At 73.2% G+C, this 21,789-nt stretch carries 10 protein-coding genes; 5 read left to right on the top strand and 5 right to left on the bottom strand.

Going from position 1 to position 21,789, the window contains the following annotated elements:
• Positions 1-6 precede the first annotated feature (6 nt).
• Positions 7-13,908, bottom strand: coding sequence for a type I polyketide synthase (locus O7595_RS14460; RefSeq protein ID WP_269729096.1), 13,902 nt, complete (start codon positions 13,906-13,908; stop codon positions 7-9).
• A 306-nt stretch (positions 13,909-14,214) separates the two neighbouring features.
• Between O7595_RS14460 and O7595_RS14455 the strand changes: the two genes are divergently transcribed.
• A complete protein-coding gene (locus O7595_RS14455) occupies positions 14,215-15,792 on the top strand; it encodes an aspartate aminotransferase family protein (RefSeq protein ID WP_269729095.1) in 1,578 nt (525 codons plus the stop codon).
• Positions 15,793-15,900: 108 nt separating this feature from the next.
• On the opposite strand, the gene O7595_RS14450 is transcribed toward O7595_RS14455, so the two are convergent.
• Entirely contained in the window at positions 15,901-16,332 is a 432-nt protein-coding gene (locus O7595_RS14450) for a PPOX class F420-dependent oxidoreductase (protein WP_269729094.1), read from the bottom strand.
• Between the two features lie 146 nt (positions 16,333-16,478).
• Positions 16,479-18,227: a D-glucuronyl C5-epimerase family protein gene (locus tag O7595_RS14445; protein WP_269729093.1), complete on the bottom strand. Its 1,749-nt coding sequence runs from the start codon at positions 18,225-18,227 to the stop codon at positions 16,479-16,481.
• Between the two features lie 343 nt (positions 18,228-18,570).
• Between O7595_RS14445 and O7595_RS14440 the strand changes: the two genes are divergently transcribed.
• From O7595_RS14440 to O7595_RS14430, 3 genes are all read left to right on the top strand, one after another.
• Positions 18,571-19,014 carry a hypothetical protein gene (locus O7595_RS14440; protein ID WP_269729092.1) on the top strand — a complete coding sequence of 148 codons (444 nt, stop codon included), beginning with the start codon at positions 18,571-18,573 and terminating at the stop codon, positions 19,012-19,014.
• Positions 19,015-19,029: 15 nt separating this feature from the next.
• Positions 19,030-19,395: a DUF6233 domain-containing protein gene (locus O7595_RS14435; RefSeq protein ID WP_269729091.1), complete on the top strand. Its 366-nt coding sequence runs from the start codon at positions 19,030-19,032 to the stop codon at positions 19,393-19,395.
• A gap of 77 nt (positions 19,396-19,472) precedes the next feature.
• Positions 19,473-19,682 carry a hypothetical protein gene (locus O7595_RS14430; RefSeq protein WP_269729090.1) on the top strand — a complete coding sequence of 70 codons (210 nt, stop codon included), beginning with the start codon at positions 19,473-19,475 and terminating at the stop codon, positions 19,680-19,682.
• 273 nt (positions 19,683-19,955) lie between these two features.
• On the opposite strand, the gene O7595_RS14425 is transcribed toward O7595_RS14430, so the two are convergent.
• Complete coding sequence (locus O7595_RS14425) at positions 19,956-20,186, bottom strand: hypothetical protein (RefSeq protein ID WP_269729089.1); 231 nt, start codon at positions 20,184-20,186, stop codon at positions 19,956-19,958.
• An 88-nt stretch (positions 20,187-20,274) separates the two neighbouring features.
• On the opposite strand from O7595_RS14425, the gene O7595_RS14420 reads away from it, so the two are divergent.
• On the top strand, positions 20,275-20,676 hold the full coding sequence (locus O7595_RS14420; protein WP_269729088.1) for a helix-turn-helix domain-containing protein: 402 nt from the start codon (positions 20,275-20,277) through the stop codon (positions 20,674-20,676).
• Between the two features lie 361 nt (positions 20,677-21,037).
• On the opposite strand, the gene O7595_RS14415 is transcribed toward O7595_RS14420, so the two are convergent.
• Complete coding sequence (locus O7595_RS14415) at positions 21,038-21,400, bottom strand: YybH family protein (RefSeq protein ID WP_269729087.1); 363 nt, start codon at positions 21,398-21,400, stop codon at positions 21,038-21,040.
• Between the last annotated feature and the right edge of the window lie 389 nt (positions 21,401-21,789).

Raw genomic sequence — 21,789 nt, 5'->3', positions numbered from 1 at the left:
TGCGCGCTAGTCGAGTTCGTCGACCAGGGCGAACAGGTCCTCGTCGGTCGCGGAGTCGAGATCGGGCAGGTCGTCGTCGCGGAGCGGGTCGGCGGCGTCGGCGAGGTCGAGCAGTTCCCGCAGCCGGTCGACGATGCTCCGGTGCACCGCCGTGTCGGACAGCGCGCCGGGCAGCGCGGCCTTCAGCCGGTCGAGATCGGCCAGTACCGGATCGGTGGTCTCCACGACGAGTTCCGCGCGCAGATACGCCGCCAGGGCGTCCGGGTTGGGATGGTCGAAGACGACCGTGGTGGGCAGCCGCAGTCCGGTGGCGCTGTTCAGCTGATTGCGCAGTTCGACCCCTGTGAGCGAGTCGAATCCCAGCTCGTTGAAGGCGCGGGTCGTCCCGATCGAGGTGGCGTCGGTGTGCCCGAGGACGGCGGCCGTCCGCGTCCGCACCAGGTCGGTGAGCATCCGCTGCTGCTCCGCCGGCGGCAGCCCGGCCAGCCGCTGGGGAAGCGGCACCTGCTGCCGCTCGGCGCGGGGCGCCGGTCGCGGGGCGATTCCCCGCAACGCCGCCGGCAGGTGCTCGGCCCCGCGCAGCGCGCCGGTGTCGATCCGGGTGATGGCGTGCACGGGACGGTCGAGGGCCAGCGCCGCGTCGAACAGCGCGGTGGCCTCGGCGTTGCCGAGGGGCAGCAGTCCCAGGCGGGCGAGCCGGTTCAGGTCCGCGTCGGACAGGTGGGTGCTGAGCGCGCTGCTCTCGGCCCACAGCCCCCACGCCAGTGACCGGGCGGGCAGGCCGTTCGCGTGCCGGTGGTGGGCGAGCGCGTCGAGGAAGGCGTTGGCTGCGGCGTAGTTCGCCTGACCCGGTGTACCGACGACACCCGCGACGGACGAGTACAGGACGAACGCCGACAGGTCCGCGTCCCGGGTCAGCTCGTGCAGATTCCACGCGCCGTCGACCTTGGGCCGCAGGACGCCGTCCAGCTGGTCCGGTGCCAGCGAGGTGACCGTCGCGTCGTCGGTGATGCCCGCGGTGTGCACGACGGCGGTCAGCGGGTGCTCGTCCGGGATGCCGGCGAGCAGCGCGGCCAGCGCGTCCCGGTCGGCGGCGTCGGCGGCCACGATCTCGACATGGGCGCCGAGCGCGGTCAGTTCCTCGGCCAGCTCCCGGGCGCCGGGCCCGTCGGGTCCGCGCCGGCTGGTCAGCACCAGCCTGCGGGAGCCGTGCTCGGTGACCAGGTGTCTGGCGAGGATCGCGCCGAGGGCGCCGGTGCCGCCGGTGACGAGCACCGTGCCCCGCCGCCAGTCCGGCCCGACCCCGACGGATTCTTCCGGGGTGTCCGCTTCGGCCGGTGCCAGCCTCGGGGCGAAGACCTCTCCCGCCCGGAGGAGGAGCTGGGGTTCGCCGGTGCTCAGCGCGGCCCCGAGGACCTCACCGGAGCCGGGGTGGTCGTCGAGGTCGACGAGCGTGAACCGGTCCCGCTGCTCGGCCTGGGCCGATCGCAGCAGTCCCCAGACACCGGCCCGCGCCAGATCGGTGACGTCCTCGCCGTCCCGGGCGACGGCCCCTCGGGTCAGCACGACCAGCCGGCTGGCGGCCGGCCAGTCGGCGGCCAGCCAGTCCTGCACGGTCCCGAGCAGCCCGTCCAGCACCGCACGGGCCCGACCGGCGAGCCCTGCCGCACCGTCCGCGGCGGCCGTACCGCCCGACGCGTCCTCGTCCAGCGGCGACAGCAGGGGCAGCAGCACCGTCGAGGGCACCTCGGCACCGTCGTCGACCGCCTCCCGCAGTGCGGCGAGGTCGCGGTACGACGGGACGGGCCGGGCACCGGCGATCGGCAGCCGCTCCGGGCCCAGCACGGCCCAGGAATCGTCGCCGGCGGCGGCCGGGCCGGTCGGCACGGGCGTCCACCGCAGGCCGTACAGCCCCTCCCGGGCCCGAGTCCCCGCGGCGGCCAGGTCGCCCGGGGAGAGCGGCCGCAGCCGCAGCCCGCGCACCGTGGCCAGTGGCAGCCCCGTCTCGTCGGCAAGGTGCAAAGCGACCACCACGGTCGTGTCGTCGGACTGCGTCACCGCGATCCGGACCCGCAGCGCGCCCGGGCTCGTGCCGGACGGGGGGACGCTGATCCCGGACCAGGAGAACGGCACCATCGGCCCGGAGGCCACCTCCGCCACGCCCGGCAGCAACGGATGCAGGGCTGCGTCGAGCAGCGCCGGGTGCAGGACGAAGCGCGCGGCCTCGGCCCGGTGCTCCTCGGCGATGGCCACCTCGGCATGCAGCTCGTCCCCGCGGCGGGAGAGCCGGCGCAGGTTCCGGAACAGCGGACCGTAGGCGTACTCCCGCTCGGTGAGCGCGTCGTAGACCCCGTCGAGGTCGATCTCCACGGCGTCTACGGGCGACTGTGCGTCCTCGGCGGCTGCAGTGACGGGTTCGCCCGTGCTCAGCGTCCCCTCGGCATGCCGTGTCCAACGCCGGTCACCGTCGGCCCGCGTGGCACGGGAGTGGATGGCCAGCGGACGCCGACCGGAGTCGTCGGGGGAGCCGACGGACACCTGAATGCGCAGGTCGTCGTCCTCGCCGACCACCAGTGGCGCGGTCAGGGTGAGTTCGTCGACCAGGGTGCACCCTGCCCGGCGGGCGGCGTGCAGCGCGAGGTCCACGAACGCGGTCCCCGGCAGCAGCACGGTGCCCATGACGGCGTGGTCGGCGAGCCACGGGTGGGTGCGGTGGGACACCCGGCCGGTGAGGACGACGCCGTCGCCGTCGACCGCCTCCACGACCGCGCCCAGCAGGGGATGGTCGGAGGAGTCGAGACCGAGGTCGGTGGCGTCACCGGCGGCGGCCGGGGCCGTCAGCCAGTAGCGCTGCCGCTGGAAGGCATAGCCGGGCAGGGAAGTGCGCCGGGCACCGGGGAGGACGGTCTGCCAGTCGACGTCGGCCCCGCGCAGAGCGAGCAGTGCAAGGGCAGCGGCGGCGGTCACGGATCCGGGGCGTCCTGCCCGCAGCAGCGGGACGATCGCCCCGGCCGGCGCCGTCAGACAGGGCTCGACCAGCGCGGAGAGCACCCCGTCGGGGCCCAGTTCCACGTAGTCGGTGACCCCGGCGGCCTCCAGCCGGCGCACGCCGTCCGCGAACCGCACTGCCTGACGGACCTGGGCCACCCAGTACTCCGGGGTGCACAGCGACGCGGCGTCGACCAGGTCTCCCGTGACCGTCGAGACGATCGGCAGGACCGGCGGGCTGAAGGTCAGACCCCGGGCAACCTCGGCGAAGGCGTCGAGCATGCCGTCCATGCGGTGGGAGTGGAACGCGTGCGAGACGACGAGGCGCTTGACCTTGCGCCCCTCGGCCCGCCAGTGCTCCTCCAGCCCCGCGACCGCGTCCTCGTCACCGGAGAGCACGACCGACTCGGGGCCGTTGACGGCGGCGAGGCTCACCCCGTCGGGCAGGGTGATCTCGTCCTCCACCGCCGCCACGGCGAGCATCGCGCCGCCCTCCGGGAGGGCGTCCATGAGCCGACCGCGGGCCGCCACCAGCGTGCACGCGTCGGGCAGGGAGAGCACGCCTGCGACATGGGCCGCCGCGAGCTCGCCGACCGAGTGACCCAGCAGGTGGTCGGGCGTGATGCCCCAGGACTCGGCGAGCCGGAACAGCGCGACCTCCAGCGCGAACAGCGCGGGCTGCGCGAACACCGTGCGGTTCAGCTCGTCCCCGCCGTCGAACACGACCTCGCGCAGGGGCCGTTCGAGGTGGCCGTCGAGATACCTGCACACCTCGTCGAAGGCCGCGGCGAACACCGGGGAGGCCGCGTACAGGTCGCGTCCCATGCCGGGGCGCTGGCTGCCCTGCCCGGTGAACAGGAACGCCGTCCTGCCCCGCGCACCACCGCCGTCACGTACTACGGAAGGCGTGTGATCGTCCCGCCGCAACGCGTCGAGCGCGTCCAGGAGTTCCTCCCGGTCGTACCCCAGCACGGCGGCCCGGTGCTCGTGCCGGGTGCGGCCGGTGGCCAGCGAGTAGCCGACGTCGGCCGGTGCGAGCCCGGGGCGCTCGGCCACGAACTCCCGCAGCCGCTCGGCCTGCGCCCGCAGCGCCGTGTCCGACTTGGCCGACAGCAGCCAGGGCACGGCGGTGCCCGGCACCGGGCGGGTCTCGGCGGCCGACGCGTCCACGGCACCCGCCGGGTCCTCCGCGCCCGGGGCGCCGGCCGTCGCGGGCTCCTGCGCCTGCTCGATGATCACGTGCGCGTTGGTGCCGCTGATCCCGAACGACGACACGGCGGCCCGGCGCGGACGCCCGGACTCCGGCCACTCGCGGGCCTCGGTGAGCAGCGCGAGGGCGCCGCTGTCCCAGTCGATGTGCGGCGAGGGCTCCTCGGCGTGCAGGGTCTTCGGCAGGACCCCGTGCCGCATGGCCTGGATCATCTTGATGACGCCGCCGACCCCGGCCGCGGCCTGCGCGTGCCCGATGTTGGATTTCAGCGAGCCCAGCCACAGCGGGTTGTCGGCGTCACGGTCCGCGCCGTAGGTGCCCAGCAGGGCCTGGGCCTCGATCGGGTCGCCGAGCGCGGTGCCGGTGCCGTGCGCCTCCACGGCGTCGACGTCGGCGGCGCGCAGCCCGGCCCCCGCGAGCGCCTGCCGGATCACCCGCTCCTGGGAGGGGCCGTTGGGCGCGGTCAGGCCGTTGCTAGCGCCGTCCTGGTTGACGGCGGAACCGCGCAGCACAGCGAGCACCTGGTGCCCGTTGCGCCGGGCGTCGGACAGCCGCTCCAGGAGGAGCAGGCCGACGCCCTCGCTCCACGCGGTGCCGTCGGCGTGCGCGGAGAAGGACTTGCAGCGTCCGTCCGGCGCGAGCCCGCGCTGCCGGCTGAACTCGACGAACGAGCCGGGTCCCGCCATCACGGTCACGCCACCGGCCATCACCAGGTCGGACTCTCCTGACCGCAGCGCCTGCGCCCCCAGGTGCAGGGCGACCAGCGACGACGAGCACGCGGTGTCCACGGTGACCGCGGGGCCCTCCAGCCCGTAGGCGTAGGCGAGCCGCCCGGAGATCACACTGGAGGTGTTCCCGACCAGCAGGAACCCCTCGAACTCGGCCGGCACCGACGGCAGTCGCGCCGCGTAGTCGTCGTACATCGCGCCCACGAACACCCCGGTGTCGCTGCCGCGCAGCGCGGCGGGGTCGATCGCCGCGTTCTCGAACGCGTCCCAGGCGGTCTCCAGGAGCAGCCGCTGCTGGGGGTCGGTGGCGGTCGCCTCGCGCGGCGAGATCCCGAAGAACTCCCGGTCGAACAAGTCCGCGTCGTGCAGGAAACCGCCCTGGCGGACGTACGAGGTGCCGGTGCTCTCGGGGTCCGGGTCGTACAGCTTCTCCAGGTCCCAGCCGCGGTTGTCCGGGAAGCCGTCGATCGCGTCGGTCCCGGAGGCCACCAGCCGCCACAGGTCCTCCGGGGAGCCGACGCCGCCGGGGTAGCGGCATGCCATCCCGACGATCGCGATGGGCTCGTCGGTGCGGGTCGCGGACGGCGTCCCGGTCACTGCGGCCGGGGCCTCGCCCGCGATCCGTCCCAGCAGATGCCGGGCCAGCGCGTCGGGGCTCGGATGGTCGAAGACGACCGTCGACGCCAGCCGCAGCCCGGTGGCGCCGTTCACCTGGTTGCGCAGCTCGACGGCGGTGAGCGAGTCGAAGCCCTGCTCCCTGAACGCCCTGGTGGCGTCCACGTCGTCGCCGGAGGCGTGCCCCAGGGCCACGGCGGCGGCGGTACGCACCACGGCGAGCACGGCCGAGTAGCGTTCCTCCTCCGGCAGCGCGGCGATTCGGGCCTGCCAGTCAGCGGTTCCGGGGGCGCTCGCCGGGCGTGCGGTCCTGCGGGTGCGGACCAGCCCGCGCCACACGGCCGGCAGGTTCTCGGAGCCCGAACCGGCCCGTCCCGGCCGCAGGGCGGCGGGCACGAGGTGCGCGCCGGGGGCGGCCAGCGCCTCGTCGAACAGGCGCAGCCCCCGCTCGGCGTCCAGCGGTACCACACCGGTCCGCGTCCAGCGAGCCACGTCCGCCTCGGTCAGCGTGCCGCCCATACCCGCCGTCGCGTCCCACAGCCCCCAGGCCAGCGCGTGCGCGGGCAGGCCGTGAGCCCGCCGGTGGTGGGCGAGCGCGTCGAGGAAGGTGTTGGCGGCGGCGTAGTTGGCCTGGCCCGCCATGCCGGTGATGCCCGACACCGACGAGAACAGCACGAAGAGCGCCAGGTCGTGACCGCGCGTCAGCTCGTGCAGGTGCCACGCCCCGTCGACCTTCGGCCGCATGACGGCCTCCACCTGCTCCCCGGTCAGCGATCCGACCGTGGCGTCGTCGAGGACACCGGCGGTGTGCACGACGGCGGTCAGCGGATGTTCCTCGGGGATGCCGGCGATCAGCTCCGCCAGGGCGCCCCGGTCGGCGGCGTCGGCGGCGACGATCCGGACGTCGGCGCCGAGGCCGGTGAGCTCCTCGGCGAGTGCCGGGGCGCCGGGGCCGCCGGGTCCGCGCCGGCTGGTCAGCAGCAGCCGGCGGACGCCGTGCTCGACGACCAGATGCCGTGCGAACAGCGCGCCGAGACCGCCCGTTCCGCCCGTGATCAGTACCGTGCCGTCCGGTTCGAGCCGCGCCCGCTCGGCACGGCGGTCGACGGCGCGGGCGAGCCTCGGGGCGTGCGACCGCCCGTCCCGCACGGCGATCTGCGGTTCCCCGGTGGCCACGGCGGCGGCCACCAGCGCCGGGGCGTCGCCCCTCCCGTCGAGGTCGACGAGCACGATCCGGTCCGGGTGCTCGGTCTGCGCGGTGCGCAGCAGACCCCACAGGGGGGCGTGGACCAGATCGGTGACGTCGTCGCCGGGCAGGGCGGCGACGGCACCGGTGGTCACGACGACCAGCCGGGACCGCGCGAACCGCTCGTCGTCCAGCCACTGCCGGACCAGCTCCAGCGTCCGCACGGTCGCGGCGCGCGCGGCGGCGGGCGTCGCCTCCCCGTCCGCGGCGAGCGTGGCCACGACGAGGTCGGCCGGTTCGACGGCGGACGGACCGGCCGGTTCGGTGAGGTCGCTCCGGCTCCACGCGGGCACCTCCGGTGCGGGCAGCGCGGTCCATTCGACGGTGAACAGCGAGTCGTCGCGGGATGCCGTGGCCGTGGCGAGCCGGATGCGGTCGACCGGGCGAAGCGCGAGGGAGCCGACGGTCACGACGGGAGCGCCCGTGCCGTCGGTGACCGTCAGCCCGAAGGTGTCCGTGGCGAGGGGCGAGATCCGCACCCGCAGCGCGGTGGCCCCGGCCGCGTGCAGCCGGACCCCCGACAAGGAGAACGGCAGCCTGATCCGTCCCGGGGCCTCGGCCGCCGTCGGCAGCAGCGGGTGCAGGGCCGCGTCGAGCAGCGCCGGATGCAGTCCGAACCGGGCGGCCCCGTCGTGCTGGTCCTCGGTGAGCGCCACCTCCGCCAGGAGGTCGTCACCGAGCCGCCACACGGCCCGCACCCCCTGGAACACCGGCCCGTAGTCGTAGCCGAGGTCCCGCAGCACGGCGTAGGCGTCGTCGACCGGCTGCGGCACCGCGCCCGCGGGCGGCCAGGCGCCCGGGGCTCCGGCCGTCGCGGCCGGGCCGGCGGCCGGCGCGAGGACGCCGGTGGCGTGCCTGGTCCACGGCTGGACAGCCGCCGTGTCGTCGTCGGCCGCGGCCGGGCGCGCGTGGATGGTGAACGACCGGGCGCCCGCGCCGTCCGGGTCGGTGGCCCTGACCTGGATGCGCACGGAGTCCCGTGCGGGCAGCACCAGCGGTGCCTCGAGGGTGAGTTCCTCGACCACGTCCGCGCCGACGCGCTCCGCGGCGGCGAAGGCCATCTCCAGGAAGGCCGTGGCGGGCAGGAGCACCGCGCCCTCGACGACGTGGTCCGCCAGCCACGGGTGGGTACGCGGCGACAGCTGACCGGTGAGGACGACGTCCTCGCCGCCCGCCATGTCCACCGCCGCGCCCAACAGCGGGTGGTCTGCCGGGTCGAGCCCGAGCCCGCGCGCGTCGGAGCGTGCCCCTGGGGCCAGCCAGAAGTGGTCGCCCCGGAAGGCGTACGTCGGCAGGTCGATCTCCCCGGCGCCGGGGAACAACGCGGTGAGGTGCACCTCGCCGCCGGCCGCGTGGACGTGCGCGAGGGCGGTCGTGTACGTGTCGACTTCCGACCGCCCTGCCCGGGACAGGGCGACGGCGGTGACGGCATCCCCGCCGTCCTCGCCCTCGGCGAACGCCTCTTGGGCCATGCCGGTGAGGGCGGCGTCCGGGCCCACCTCCAGGAACAGACCGGCCCCGAGCGCCCGCAGCGACCGTACGGCGCCGTGGAAGCGGACGGTGGCGCGGATCTGGTCGGTCCAGTAGTCGGGGGAGCACAGCAGCTCGGGCCCGGCGGGTTCGCCGGTGACCGTGGAGACGACGGGGATCGCGGGCGGGTGGAAGGTCAGGGACCGGGCCACCTCGCGGAACTCGTCCAGCACGCCGTCCATGTGCGGCGAGTGGAACGCGTGGCTCACATGGAGTCTGCGGATGCGGCTGCCGCGCTCGCGCCACTCCTCCGCGATTGCGGTGACCACCGGCTCGTCGCCCGCGACGACCACGGAACGGGGACCGTTGACGGCGGCGAGCGAGACGGCGTCGTCGTGGCCGGAGATCGACCGGGCGACCTCCTCCGGATCGGCCTGGATCGCGATCATCGCCCCGTCCGAGCGGGCCGCCTGCATGAGCCGGCCCCTGGCCGCGACCAGCGTGGCGGCGTCGTCGAGCGACAGCACCCCGGCCGCGTGGGCGGCCGCGAGCTCGCCGATCGAGTGCCCCGCGAGCAGCTCGGGCACGATGCCGTCCCGCTCGACGAGCAGCCGGAAGAGAGCCACCTCCACGGCGAACAGCGCGGGTTGCGTGAACCGGGTCTCGTGGAGCAGTTCCGCCGCCGCACTGCCCTCCTGCGCGAACAGCACCTCGCGCAGCGGACGGTCCAGATGCGGGTCGAGCGCCGCGCACACCGTGTCCAGCGCCTCGGCGAACACCGGTGAGGCCTCGTACAACTCGCGGCCCATGCCACAGCGCTGGGCACCCTGTCCGGTGAACAGCAGCGCCGTCCGTCCGGCCGCGCCGGCGGTGCCGCGCACGACGTTCGGCGCCACCGCCCCGTCGACGACCGCGTCCAGCCCGGCCAGCAGCTCATCGACGTCCGAGCCCAGCACCACGGCCCGCTGCCGGAACGCCGTCCGTGTCGTCGCGAGCGAGAGCCCGACGTCGCCGGCCGGCACCGCGGCTCCACCGGCCAGGAACTCCCGCAACCGCCCTGCCTGCGCCCGCACGCCGTCCTCGGTCGGAGCGGAGAGCACCCAGGGGACACGGGGTGCCGCATCGGCACCGGCCGACGGGACCGCGTCCGCGCCGGGCGCCTGGACCGCATGCGCGGACTCCGCGGGTGCCCGGTGGGCATCGCCATCGCCGGTACCTGCCCTCCTCCCAGAGGTCTTCGCCACCGGGGGCGCGGCCTCGCCGGCCGCGTGCGGCACGCCCGGATCCGTGAAGTCCCCCTGCTCCAGCACCATGTGCGCGTTCGTGCCGCTGATGCCGAACGACGACACGGCGGCCCGCCGGGGCGCGCCGGTGCGCGGCCACTCCCGCTGCTCGCGCACCAGCTCGGCCGCGCCGGACGCCCAGTCCACGTGCGGGGTCGGCTCGTCGACGTGCAGCGTGGCCGGTACGACGCCGTGCCGCATCGCCTCGACCATCTTGATCACACCGCCGACGCCCGCCGCGGCCTGCGCGTGCCCGATGTTGGTCTTCAGCGAACCGAGCAGCACGGGCTCCCGGTCCTCCCGGTCCCGCCCGTACGTGGCCAGGATGGCCTCCGCCTCGATGGGGTCGCCCAGCGCGGTTCCCGTCCCGTGCGCCTCCATGACGTCGACGTCGGCCGTGGTGAGCCCGGCGTCCGCGAGTGCCTGCCGGATCACCTGCCGCTGCGACAGCCCGTTCGGGGCGCTCAGCCCGTTGGAGGCGCCGTCGGAGTTCACGGCCGAGCCCCGCAGCACCGCGAGGACCCGGTGGCCGTTGCGGCGCGCGTCGGAGAGCCGCTCCACGACCAGCAGGCCCACGCCCTCCGCCCAGGCGGTCCCGTCGGCCGCCGCCGCGAACGCCTTGCAACGCGCGTCCGCCGCGAGCCCGTGTTGCCGCGAGAACTCCAGGAACATGCCCGGCGTCGACATGACCGTCACCCCGCCCGCGATGGCGAGACCCGACTCACCGCGCCGCAGCGACTGCGCCGCCATGTGCAGTGCGACGAGCGACGACGAGCACGCCGTGTCCACGGTCACCGCGGGCCCCACGAAGCCGAACTGATAGGCGATCCGCCCGGACATCACGCTCGCCGCGCCGCCCGTGAGCAGATGCCCCTCGACCCCCTCGGGAGCGTCGTGCATCCGGGGCCCGTAGTCCCCGGCCGTCGCGCCGACGAACACCCCGGTACGGCTGCCGCGCAGCTCCTGCGGGACCAGCCCGGCACGCTCCAGCGCCTCCCAGGCGGTCTCCAGCAGCAGTCGCTGCTGCGGGTCCATCGCCTGCGCCTCGCGCGGGGAGATCCCGAAGAAGGACGCGTCGAACCGACCCGCGTCGTGCAGGAACCCGCCCTCGCGGACGTAGCTCCTGCCGGACCGCTCGTGGTCCTGGTCGTAGAGGTCCTCGGCCCAGCCCCGGTCGGTCGGGAACGCGGAGATCGCGTCGCTGCCCCCGGCCACCAGCCGCCACAGGTCGTCGGGCGACGCGACACCGCCGGGGTACCGGCAGGCCATGCCGACGATCGCGATCGGCTCGTCGTACCCGGTCGGCGCGCCGGGGCCCGCACCCGCCCCGGCCCCCACCGGTCCCGGCGGATCCTCTCCCGCCCCGCCGGCGTCCGCTCCGGCCGACTCTGCCGCGAGGAAATGCGCCAGCGCCCTCGGCGTCGGATGGTCGAACACCAGCCCGGTGGGCAGCCGCAGCCCGGTGGCCTCGGCGAGGTTCTCGCGCAGCTCCACGGTCATCAGCGAGCTGAACCCGAGGTCCCGGAACGGCACGTCCATCTCGACCGGCCGCCCGGCGGCGTACCCCAGGACGGCCGCCACGTGCGCGGTCACCAGCTCGGCCGCCGACCGCCCAGCCACCGCCCCGGAAGCAACGGCGGGTTCCGGCCGCACGGCAGCGGTCGCGGGCACGACCGAACCACCGGCCTCGGCACCCCCTGCCCCGGCCTGATCCGTCACCCAGTACCGCTCCCGCTGGAACGCGTACGTCGGCAGATCGATCCGACGCCCCCCGGCCCCCTCGAACACGGCCTCCCAGTCCACGGCGGCACCGCGGACGAACGCCCGGGCCAGCGCCCTCCACGCCGTCCGCTCCTCCGGTCGCCCCGAGCGCAGGGCCGGTTCGGCGGAGACGGAGTCCTTGTCGAGCACGCTCTCGGCCACCATCGCCGAGCAGACGCCGTCGGGCCCCAGTTCGAGAACGGTCCGCACACCCGCGGCCTCCAGCGTCCGCGCGGCCCGCAGGAACCGCACCGGCCGTCGGACCTGCTCGACCCAGTACTCGGGAGCGGTCAGCGACCCGGGCGCCGCGACCTCGCCCGTCACCGTCGAGACGACCGGAATACGGGGCTCTTCGAAGTTCAGCCCCGTGACCACCCGGCGGAACGCGTCGAGCATGCCGTCCATGTGCGGCGAGTGGAACGCGTGACTCACCGTCAGCCGCTTCGTCCTGTGGCCCCGCTCCTTGAGGACCGCCGCGATCTCCAGCACCGCGTCCGTGTCCCCGGACAGCACGAGCGCCGCAGGTCCGTTGACGGCGGCGACCGCCACCTCGTCCTCCCGGCCCGCCAGCAACGGCAGCACCTCTTCCTCGGCGGCCTGGACGGCGACCATGGCGCCCTCCGAAGCCAGTTCCTGCATCAGCCGGCCCCGGGCGGCGACCAGCGCGCAGGCGTCGTTGAGCGAGAGGACCCCGGCGACATGGGCAGCGGCGACCTCGCCGATCGAGTGCCCGGCGAGGAAGTCGGGCCGTACTCCCCATGACTCGAAGAGCCGGAACAGCGCCACCTCGACGGCGAACAGCGCGGGCTGGGTGTACCGGGTCTCGTCGAGCTGCTCGCCGGTGGTGAGGACCTCGCGCAGCGGACGCTCCAGCAGCGGGTCGAGGTGCGCGCACACCTCGTCGAAGGCGCCCGCGAACACCGGGAAGACGGCGCGGAGTCCCGCTCCCATGCCGATCCGCTGGGCGCCCTGCCCGGTGAACACCATGGCCAGCCGGCCCGTCGCCTCGACCCCCGAGACCACCCCTGCAGCGGGCTTCCCCGTCGCCAGTGCCCGGAGCCCGGCCACCAGTTCGCCCCGGTCGGTGGCCAGCACGACAGCGCGGTGACCGAGCAGTGACCGGGTGAGGGCCGACGACCGGCCGACGGACGCGGGGTCCGCCTCGTCGTGGTCCTCGGCGAACGCGGCCAAGCGCCCGGCCTGGGCCCGTAGTGCCGCCGTGTCCCGCCCCGAGACAACCACCGGCAGTACGGCGGTCGCGGGGCGGGTGCGCGGGGCGGTCTCGGGTTCCGGTCCGTCGGGCGCATCGCCCACCAGCACATGGCAGTTGGTGCCGCCCATACCGAAGGAGCTCACCCCGGCGATCAGCGGGCGCTCAGGGTGCGGCCATGTCCCGAGCCGGTCGTTGACCGACAGGTTGAGCGTGTCGAGCGGGATCTGCGGGTTGGGGGTGCGGAAGTTGAGGCTCGGCGGGAGCATGCGGTGGCGGACGGAGAGGACGGTCTTGATGAGCCCGGCGATGCCCGCGGCCCCTTCGAGGTGCCCGATGTTCGTCTTCACCGAGCCCACCCGAAGCGGGTCCCCGGGGGCCTTGAGCGCACCGACCGCCGCCCCGAGCGCGGCGGCCTCGATCGGGTCGCCCACCGGGGTTCCGGTGCCGTGCAGCTCCACGTACTGGACAGCGTCCGGCGCGACCCCCGCCCGGCGCTGCGCGAGCCGGAGCACCTTCTCCTGCGCGGCGGCGCTGGGCACGGTGAGGCCGGGGGTGGCGCCGTCGTTGTTGACCGCGCTGCCGAGGATCACGCCGTGCACGCGGTCGCCGTCGGCCACGGCCCGTCGCAGCGGCTTGAGGACGACCATGCCGGCGCCCTCGCCGCGCACATAGCCGTTCGCCCGGGCGTCGAAGGTGAAGCAGCGCCCGTCCGGGGACAGCCCGCCGAACCGCTCGGCGCCCATCACCCCTTCGGCGAGGAGATTGAGGTTCACGCCCGCCGCGAGCGCCAGTTCGGCCTCACCGGAGCGCAGGCTCTCGCACGCGAGGTGCACGGCGACCAGTGAGGACGACTGGGAGGTGTCGACGGTGATGCTGGGGCCGTTCAGCCCGAGCGCGTACGACACCCGGTTGGCGATGATGCCGCGGTGGGTGCCGGCGACCGTGTGCTGCGTGATGGCCGCGGCGCCCTGCCGGTAGAGCAGGCTCGTGTAGTCCTCGCGGGCGGTGCCGACGAAAACCGCCGTGGGGCTGCCGTCGAGGCTTCCGGCGACGATCCCGGCGTTCTCCAGCGCCTCCCAGGTGATCTCCAGCAGCAGCCGTTGCTGCGGGTCCATGACCACGGCCTCGCGGGGCGAGATCCCGAAGAAGGCGGCGTCGAAGTCTTCGACGGCGTCCAGGAACCCGCCTCGGCGTATCCCGCTGCGGGCGTCCGCCGAGATCGGCTCCCACCGATGCCCGGGCATCTGCGTGACGGCGTCCCGGCCCTCGCGCAACAGCTTCCAGAACGCCTCCGGTCCGGCGGCGCCGGGCAGTCGACAGGACAGGCCGACGACGGCGATCGGTTCCTGCCGATCCAGTGGGTCGATTGCTGCGGAGTGTCGCTCACTCGTCATTTTGGCTCGGCTGCCCTTCCCATACTGGAAATCACCTCGGGTAACGACCACGCGCTCTCGGCGAGCGTATCCGGAGTTTTTCCAAGTCGGCCCAGGAGCAAGTCCCTTCCCGGTAACTCGCCGTTCGCTCCGGAAGGGAAGTTCCGTGAGGCCGGCCAATTACCGGAGATGTTCCCGAGATATGCCGGAGAGCGGTCCGTTACTGACGCATTACAGAGGAAGCGGCAGGTGAGGGCCTTGGATGCTAGGGTCCCGAAATCGATCGGGCTGAAACAAGGCCGAAAACAGTCGGAGAGGAAGAACCCGGTGGTCGAGAAACTCGAACTGGCGGAACCGCACCTTGCCGGATGGCTGTCCTCACTCGGACTCGGCGTTGAGTACATCCGCTCCCAGGGCAACACGCTCTTCTACCGCGACGACCAGGGTGCGGAAATTCCCGTCCTCGACCTGGTGGGCGGCTACGGATCGGCGATACTCGGGCACAACAATCCGGAGATCGTGGCCTACGCCAAGTCCCTGCTCGACCAGGGGACCCCGATCCACGCCCAGTTCTCCCGGCATCCGTACGCGAACGACCTCGCGTGGAAGATCAACCGCATCCTCCAGCGGGAGTTCGGCACCGACGAGCACTATTCGGCGGTCTTCGCCAACAGCGGCGCCGAGGCCGTCGAGGTGGCCGTCAAGCACGCCGAGCTCGACCGGGTGATGAGGCTGGCCGAGTTGGCGGAGGACATCGAGACCCACCTCGACCGGGCCCACGCGGCGGTGCGCTCCGGCGCCCATGTCGCCGGCGACGGTGTCGTCGAACTGCTCGGTCCCGAGGCCGAGTCGGCGGACGCCGGCGACATCGCCCGCCTGACCGACGCGATCCGGATCGTCAACCGCGAGCGCATGGCCGCGCGTCCGGTGTTCCTGGCCCCGGAGGGTTCCTTCCACGGCAAGCTGGTCGGCAGCGTCCAGCTCACCCACAACGTCGGCTACCGCGCCCCGTTCACCGCCCTGGCCGCCCGGTGCCGCTTCGTGCCCCTCGACCGGCCGGACGTGCTGGAGAAGATCGTGGCCGAGGAGCGCAGGACCCTGCTCGACCTCATCGTCGAGGACGACGTCGTACGTCTGATCGAACGTGAACTGCCTGTCATCTGCGCCTTCATCCTCGAACCCATCCAGGGCGAGGCCGGGATCCGGGTCCTCGACCAGGATGCCGTACGCCGTGTCCAGGAGGTCTGCGCCACGATCGACTGCCCGATCATCGTCGATGAGGTGCAGAGCGGCATGGGCCGCTCCGGCGCGTTCTTCGCCGGCTCGCACCTCGGTCTCCAGGGCGACTACATCACCCTCGCCAAGAGTCTCGGCGGCGGCATCGCCAAGGCCGGGCTCACTCTGATCCGGGGCTCCCGCTACCGCACCGACTTCGAACTCGTCCACAGCTCCACCTTCGCCAAGGACAGCTTCTCCACCCTCATAGCCGGCCGCACCGTGGACCTGCTGGAGAGGGACAACGGCCGGGCGTACCGGCTGGCCGCCGAGCGCGGCGACCGACTCCTCGCGATGCTCGGCCGGCTGGAGGAGGAGTTCGGCGACGTCGTCAAGGACGTACGCGGCAAGGGCCTGATGATCGGCCTGGAGTTCCACGATCAGTCCGGGTCCACCTCGGGGATCATCCGCGAGCAGGCGCAGGCGGGCCTCCTCGGCTACCTCTTCGCCGGCTACCTCCTGCGCGCCCACGCGATCCGCATCTTCCCCACCGCGAGCGCCACGAACACCCTCCGCCTCGAACCGTCCGTGTACCTCACGGACGACGAGATCACCCGGGCCGACAAGGGCCTGCGCGGCCTGATCGCGGTCCTGCGCAGGCAGGACGGCGAGACGCTGCTGCACGCCTGAGCGGCGCAGACGACGACAACGGCCGTCGGCCCCACGGACCCAGCTGGGTCCGTGGGGCCGACGGCCGTTGTCGTGAGCGCGGGGGTGTTACCCCCGGCCGTCGTCCCGTCAGCTGATGTCGGCCCCGTAGACGTGGTCGACCGTCATGGTGATCAGCACCCGGCGGTCGGAGACCATCACCGCCCGGTACTCGTCCCAGTCCGGGTGCTCCCCGGCCGCGACCCGGTAGTAGTTCACCAGCGCCTCGACGTCGGACCCGTGGGGGTCGGTGCCCGGCCCGGTGAGCGTGGCGATGCCCTCGGCGGTGGCCCACGACATGCCGTCGGGGCTGGTCACCTCCAGCGTGGCCCGGGCGTCCCGGCGCAGGTTCGCCACCTTGGCCGCGCCCGCGCCGGTGGACACATGGATCACGCCCGCCGACTCGTCGTAGTACGGCTGGACGGGGGAGAGCTGGGGCCGCCCGTCCGCCTTGATGGTCGCCAGCACACCGATCCGGCTCTTCGCCAGCAGCGCGCGCGGGTTGAAGGATGCAGCAGTCATGCCCCGATTATCGACCTCTTGCAGCACCTGGTGTCCCAACAAGCCGACGAATAAGCCCACTTGCAGTACAGCGGGCCGGACGGGAGCCGTCTCCCCCGGAGAGGTCTGCCGGGATGCCGTGACCCTGCTCGTGCGGTCGGTGTGGGTCAGCGTCCGTCGGTGAGGACGTCGCCGGCCCAGACCCAGTAGCCGGTGAGCGCTCCCGCCGTGATCTTGCACATGGGCCGGCCGTTGACGATTGCCCGGCGGTCGAAGGGGGCGTTGGACGGTTTGGCGAACCTGACGGTCCTGGTGCTGCCGACGGCGCCGTCGGTGCCGAACCTGAAGCAGGTGACGTCCTTGCCGGCGGGGAAGGTGAGGGTGCGCTGCGGGTGGTAGACGGTGGTCAGGTACTCGCCGCGGAGGAATGCCTTCGGGTAGTACTCGCCGACCCACCAGCCCGTGTACGCGCCTGCGCTGATCCGGTAGTAGATGCCGCGTCCCTGGATGCGTCGCCGCATGTCCGCCGGTGCCTGGGTGGCCCGGGAGAACCTGACCTTCTTGATGGCCAGTTGCTTGTCGGCCTTGGCGGAGGACCAGGTGCCGTTGGCGTTGGTGTCGAGCTTGTAGAGGGTGTGCGTGCCCGCGGCGAAGGCGATCACCGCACCCGGCTGCACATAGGGTGCGGGGCAGTCGTCCAGCAGGATGTCCATCTGGTGGGCGAAGGCGGGGTTGCCCGTCTGCCAGTGCAACTGGCGCCACAGGTTGATGTGGTGCTGGTGGTAGGTGGGGGCCGGTATTCGGTGGGTCTGGCAGTAGTACGAGAACCAGCGCTGGTTGCGCAGCAGGGGGAAGTAGCGGGCCATCGTGGTGCAACTGCCGTCGTACAGCTGGGCCGCGAGGTCGTTGCCGGTGGCCCGGTAGTAGTCCCAGAGGCCGAACATGGCGAAGACCATGCCGTTGTAGGTGTAGTCACCGGTGCCGGGATCGGCGAAGGGATACTCCTGGATCCACAGGTAGCCCGATCCGTCCTTGTTCACGACCCAGGGGTCGGCGTCGTCGGCGCGTAGCAGGGAGGCGAACGCGCCGTCGGCGGCGGCCCTGTAGAGGTTCCGCTCCTCTTCGGTGATTCCCTCCAGCTCGGAGAGCTGGACGAACAGGCTGAGGGCCTCGCCCTGGGCCATGCCGGAATACCAGGGGGCCTTGTAGTCGATGCCGGTGTGGACGGCGTGGCTGAAGTCGAAGGCGTAGGGGAAGTACCAGGCGCCGCGCGCCTCGACGCGCTTCTCGATCAGCCGGTCCGCCTGGGTCTTGGCGCGCTGGAGGAAGAGCGCCTTGCGCTCCGGGTCCTGCTCGGTGCGGTAGCTGGTGATGCAGCCGAGGCCGAACTGGATCTGGCCCACGGGATGGTCGTAGCCCGTGGTGCCACCGCCCGGGAAGTACAGGTACACGCCGTCCGCGTCCAGGCGGTACGCGCCCGTGGACGGGGAGACGTTCTCCCACCTGGTCGGGCGGTCGCGCCACGGCCGCATGTACTCGGGGATGTCCGTCGCGATCCCGTAGCCGTCCTTGTTGAACTCGAACGGCAGGGCGTTCGGTATGTCCGCCTCCACAGCGGCCGGATCCGGGCTGCCCTCGGCGCGCGGGAGGCGCCTGGTGGGACTCGGCGCGGTGGCGGTGCCTCCCTCCAGCGGGTCGGGCAGCGGCGGCAGCGGCGGCTGTCCGTCCACGTCGGGCAGGCTCAGCGCGACCGAACGCGGGATGCCGGCGAAGGGGTCGGGCGTCGGCTTGTCGAAGGCACCCGCGGCCACAGCCGAGAACGTCCCGCCGCCCACGACCGCCGCGCCCGCGGCGGTCCCGCCCGCCAGGCGTATGAACCGTCTGCGACCGAGGTGGGCGCGCCTCTTTCCAGCCATGCCTGGGTACCCCCCCATGGGTTTGGATCCGTGATGGCTCGGATCGTATGCGGAAGCCATGAAGAGCGGCAGGGCGGGGGCGATTCGGCCGTTCATGCAGCTCAGGAATGGTCTGGCCCAGGGTGTAGAGGCTGATGGGTGCCGCGGTGGTGCGGCATCTGTGATGAAAGCGTGACGCTCGCAACCCGCTCATATCGGATATGTGTATCTGGCTTGAACATGGCCACCGCGCAATGAGTGGCCCGCCGCTTCCTGGCTCTGGGGTCCGCCGTTCCTGTCGCACGTCCGCTGCACCGCGCGTCGCGCTCCCGCCGGATATTCGAACAGGCGTATTATTCTGGCCGTGGCTGAATATGACTTCCCCGACGAGCTGCGCGACGCTCAGCTGCGCCTTCACCGGGCCCGTTCCGCGTACCGGGCGTTGTGCCGGGAACTGCCGTGGTCCGTGGAGCCCGCCGAAGGATGGGCGGGGGAAGAAGGGCACTACTCCAGCTACCGCCGCGAGTTCCCGGAGAGCCCCGGGTGGAGCGAGGAGCAGCGGGCCGAGGAGGCCCGGCTGCGTGAGCTCGTGCTGACGTTGTCGATCGAGGTGTCGACCCACCCGTACTGGGCGGCCCTCGAGGGACCGGACGTGGTGGAGGCCCGGATGGCGCTCAAGCACACCGAGGGCGGGCACGGCGCCGCGCACGAGTCCGGTGGAGGCGGACCCGGAACGGCCGGCACGGCGCACCACCCGGCCGGGGACGACTCCGGCGGCGCGCCGCCGGTGAACTCCGCCGCCGCGTGAGCGGGGCGGGGACCCGTGTCCGACCTGTCGCGCTCCGAGCGGATCAGGCTCAACGAGGGCCTGCGCGACTGGCTCGCCTACCAGTTGCGGCAGACCGAGCGCACCCTCGACGAGCTGAAGCGCGAGGAGGAGGAAGACCGGAGGCGCCGTGAGGTCGCCCGGATCGAGATGTCGTGGAAGCTGCAGCCCGCTCGGGTGGAGGGTGCCCAGCCGCTGCTGCACCGGGGCAACTGCGGTCTGTACCGGACGCAGCTCGGCTATCTGGACAGGGAGCACGTCGCGATCGCCCTGGAGGAGTTCCCGGAGCTGGTGATGTGCGAGGTGTGCGCGCCGTGGGGCAGCCTCGGCATCCCCCGGCCGCCCGGGCGGCCGGGGGAGTAGACGCTCCGTGGTCCGATGGGGCCGCCCGCCTTGCGCGACCGGCTGCGATCACCACCGGAGCGGCGCACCCTGGAGGCATGGCGCCGCCGATCGTCGTGCACCGGCCGTCCCCGTCCGGCGGGCGGCGGGTCACCGTGCGCGGGGAGATCCTCGGTCTGGCGCACGACGACAGGGACGTGATCGAGTTCCTCCGCCGCGCGGGCCTCCCGGACGCCTGGGACCTCCTCGACGACCCGAACTGGGTCGAGTGGCGCGGCGGTCAGGCGCACCAGTGGCATGCGGCGTGACGCGAGCATCCGCCCACCCGACGCGGCACTGGTTCCGGGTCGTCAGGTCGCCGAGACCCGGTTCCCACAAGGGCGGTTCGCCGAAGTCCGGCAGACCGATCCCCTCGGGCCGGAGGTCGCGTACGACGACGCGGTGACCCGGCTCCGCGAAGCTCGCTCCTGTGACCGAGCCGGTGCAGCCCGCGCCGAGGACGCCGATTCGCGGGGCACGCCGGTCACTCATGGTTCCGTCCCCCGGCCTTTCGCGGGACGCCGTCCGCTCCCGGGCGGGGCTCAGGCGCGGCGCCCCTTGTTCCTCGGGTGGTTGCGGGCGGTGCGCTCGTTGCCGAACCTGTACGAGCCCGTCCACCGCGCCATCACCTCCTGGGCGTCGCCGGACTCCACCTCCTCGGCGAACCTCGCGGCGCGGTCGCCGCGCAGTGTCGCGGCCTTCCGGCGGCGGTGGGTGATGACGATGGTGCCGTCGGCGCGGGCTTCGTAGCTGAAGCCGGAAGGGCTCGGCATGAGTGGACCTGCCTCGTCTCTCGGTGTCTCGGGGTGCTTTCCGGGGCTTTCCGGGCGGGCCGTCAGGCCCTGTCGCCCGTTCTGGTCAGTGCCCAGGAGGAACGCACCGGCAACAGGGCGGGGGAATGCGCCTTCCTGCTCCTCCGCCGGCATCCCGCTGACGAAGAGGCTGAACAGCGGGTGGAGCCGGTACGCGGGTTCGCCGGGCCCGCTCACCGCGCTCTTCGAGCGGACCGGGCGGCAGGGGAAGCCGCTCGGGGAGAGCGCGGCCGATGCCGCGGCCGTCACCGGGCACTCCCTGACAGCGCCGGAGCGGACCGTGCTCGATGTGCTCACGGCAGGGCTGACGGACGAGGCCATCGCCCGGCGACTGGTCGTGTCCGTAAGGACCACACGGTGCGTCACGGCCGATCTGATGCAGCGCCTCGGGGCGCGCAGCCGCTTCGAGGCGGGCGTGCTCGCCACCGGCGAGGGCTGGGTGAGCGTATGACCGCCGGCTCCTCACGGCCGTCGACATCCGACGCGTCATGCCCGCCCCCGATCCGGTCGCTCCTGGGCCGAACGGTGCCAGGGGTGCAGCATGTCCACTGCGGCGGCGAGTTGCAGGTTCTCCAGAGGGGCCGCCCGTCCGGGTGCGGAACCGGTCGATCGTCGCGGTCGGTCCGCGTTCCGTCGTGCACCGAGCCGTCCGGCCGAGCTCTCCGCGCGCCTTGGCGGTGTCGGGCCGGCGGACCGACGGGTCGTCCGTGGGGCGCGGCACGTGCACGATGCCGGAGGTGGACCCGGTCAGCTCCCGGATCCACTCGGAGAGCCGGAGGACCGAATCTCCTTCCTGTCGGCGACCGCGCATTTCAGCAGTGGGTGTTCTGGTCGTGGACGAGTAGCCATTTCCCGTCGGTGCGGGCGAAGGTCAAGCCGAGTAGATAGCGCAGCTCGTACGGCTTGCCGTCCTGGTCCAGGTCCCGATAGTCGACAGTGAGCACGGCGACCGCCGTGTGCTGGTGCACCACCGTGCGGGTGATCTCGGTCTCCATCGACCAGTCGGGGTCCCCGAACCAGCTCTTGTGAAAGGCACGGATGGCGTCGCAGCCCTCCACCATTCCGCCGTTCGGCAGGATGATCGTCGCCTCGTCGTGGACGGTGGACATGTAGGCGTCCAGGTCCCGGGAACGGACGGCCGCGAGGTGCTGTTCGAGTGCGGTGGTGAAGTCCATGGGGTCTGCTTCCGGTCGGTGGTCGTAGGGGGTGGAGGGGCCGTCGGCCGCGGGGGGCGAGGCAGCCGGCCTGCGCAGCCTCGCCGAACGGATCGCGGCCGCCGGAGGCGGGCTGCCCCACGGCCCGTATCCTGCCGGGCACTGCACGCTGGAGGCCCGCTTCCCGCTCCCCCGCCCCCTCGCCGGACGGTTCGCGGGCGGCATGACGAAAGCCCCGGTCATCGCAGGTGACCGAGGCTCTCTCTGTCTTCGGATCCGGAGTGGCGGTGACACTCCCCCGAGTGTGGCCGTCCACGCCGAGCACCGTCTCACCGGATCCGACGAGGAGATACAACCAGCCTCCACCAACACATCGCTAACATGAGGCCAACGGTCAGCGCAGGAGGAAG

This window comes from Streptomyces sp. WMMC940 (assembly GCF_027460265.1).
Taxonomy (GTDB): domain Bacteria; phylum Actinomycetota; class Actinomycetes; order Streptomycetales; family Streptomycetaceae; genus Streptomyces.
The sequence above is the reverse complement of the archived record's forward strand: the minus strand, read 5'-3'. Positions and strand labels throughout refer to the sequence as shown.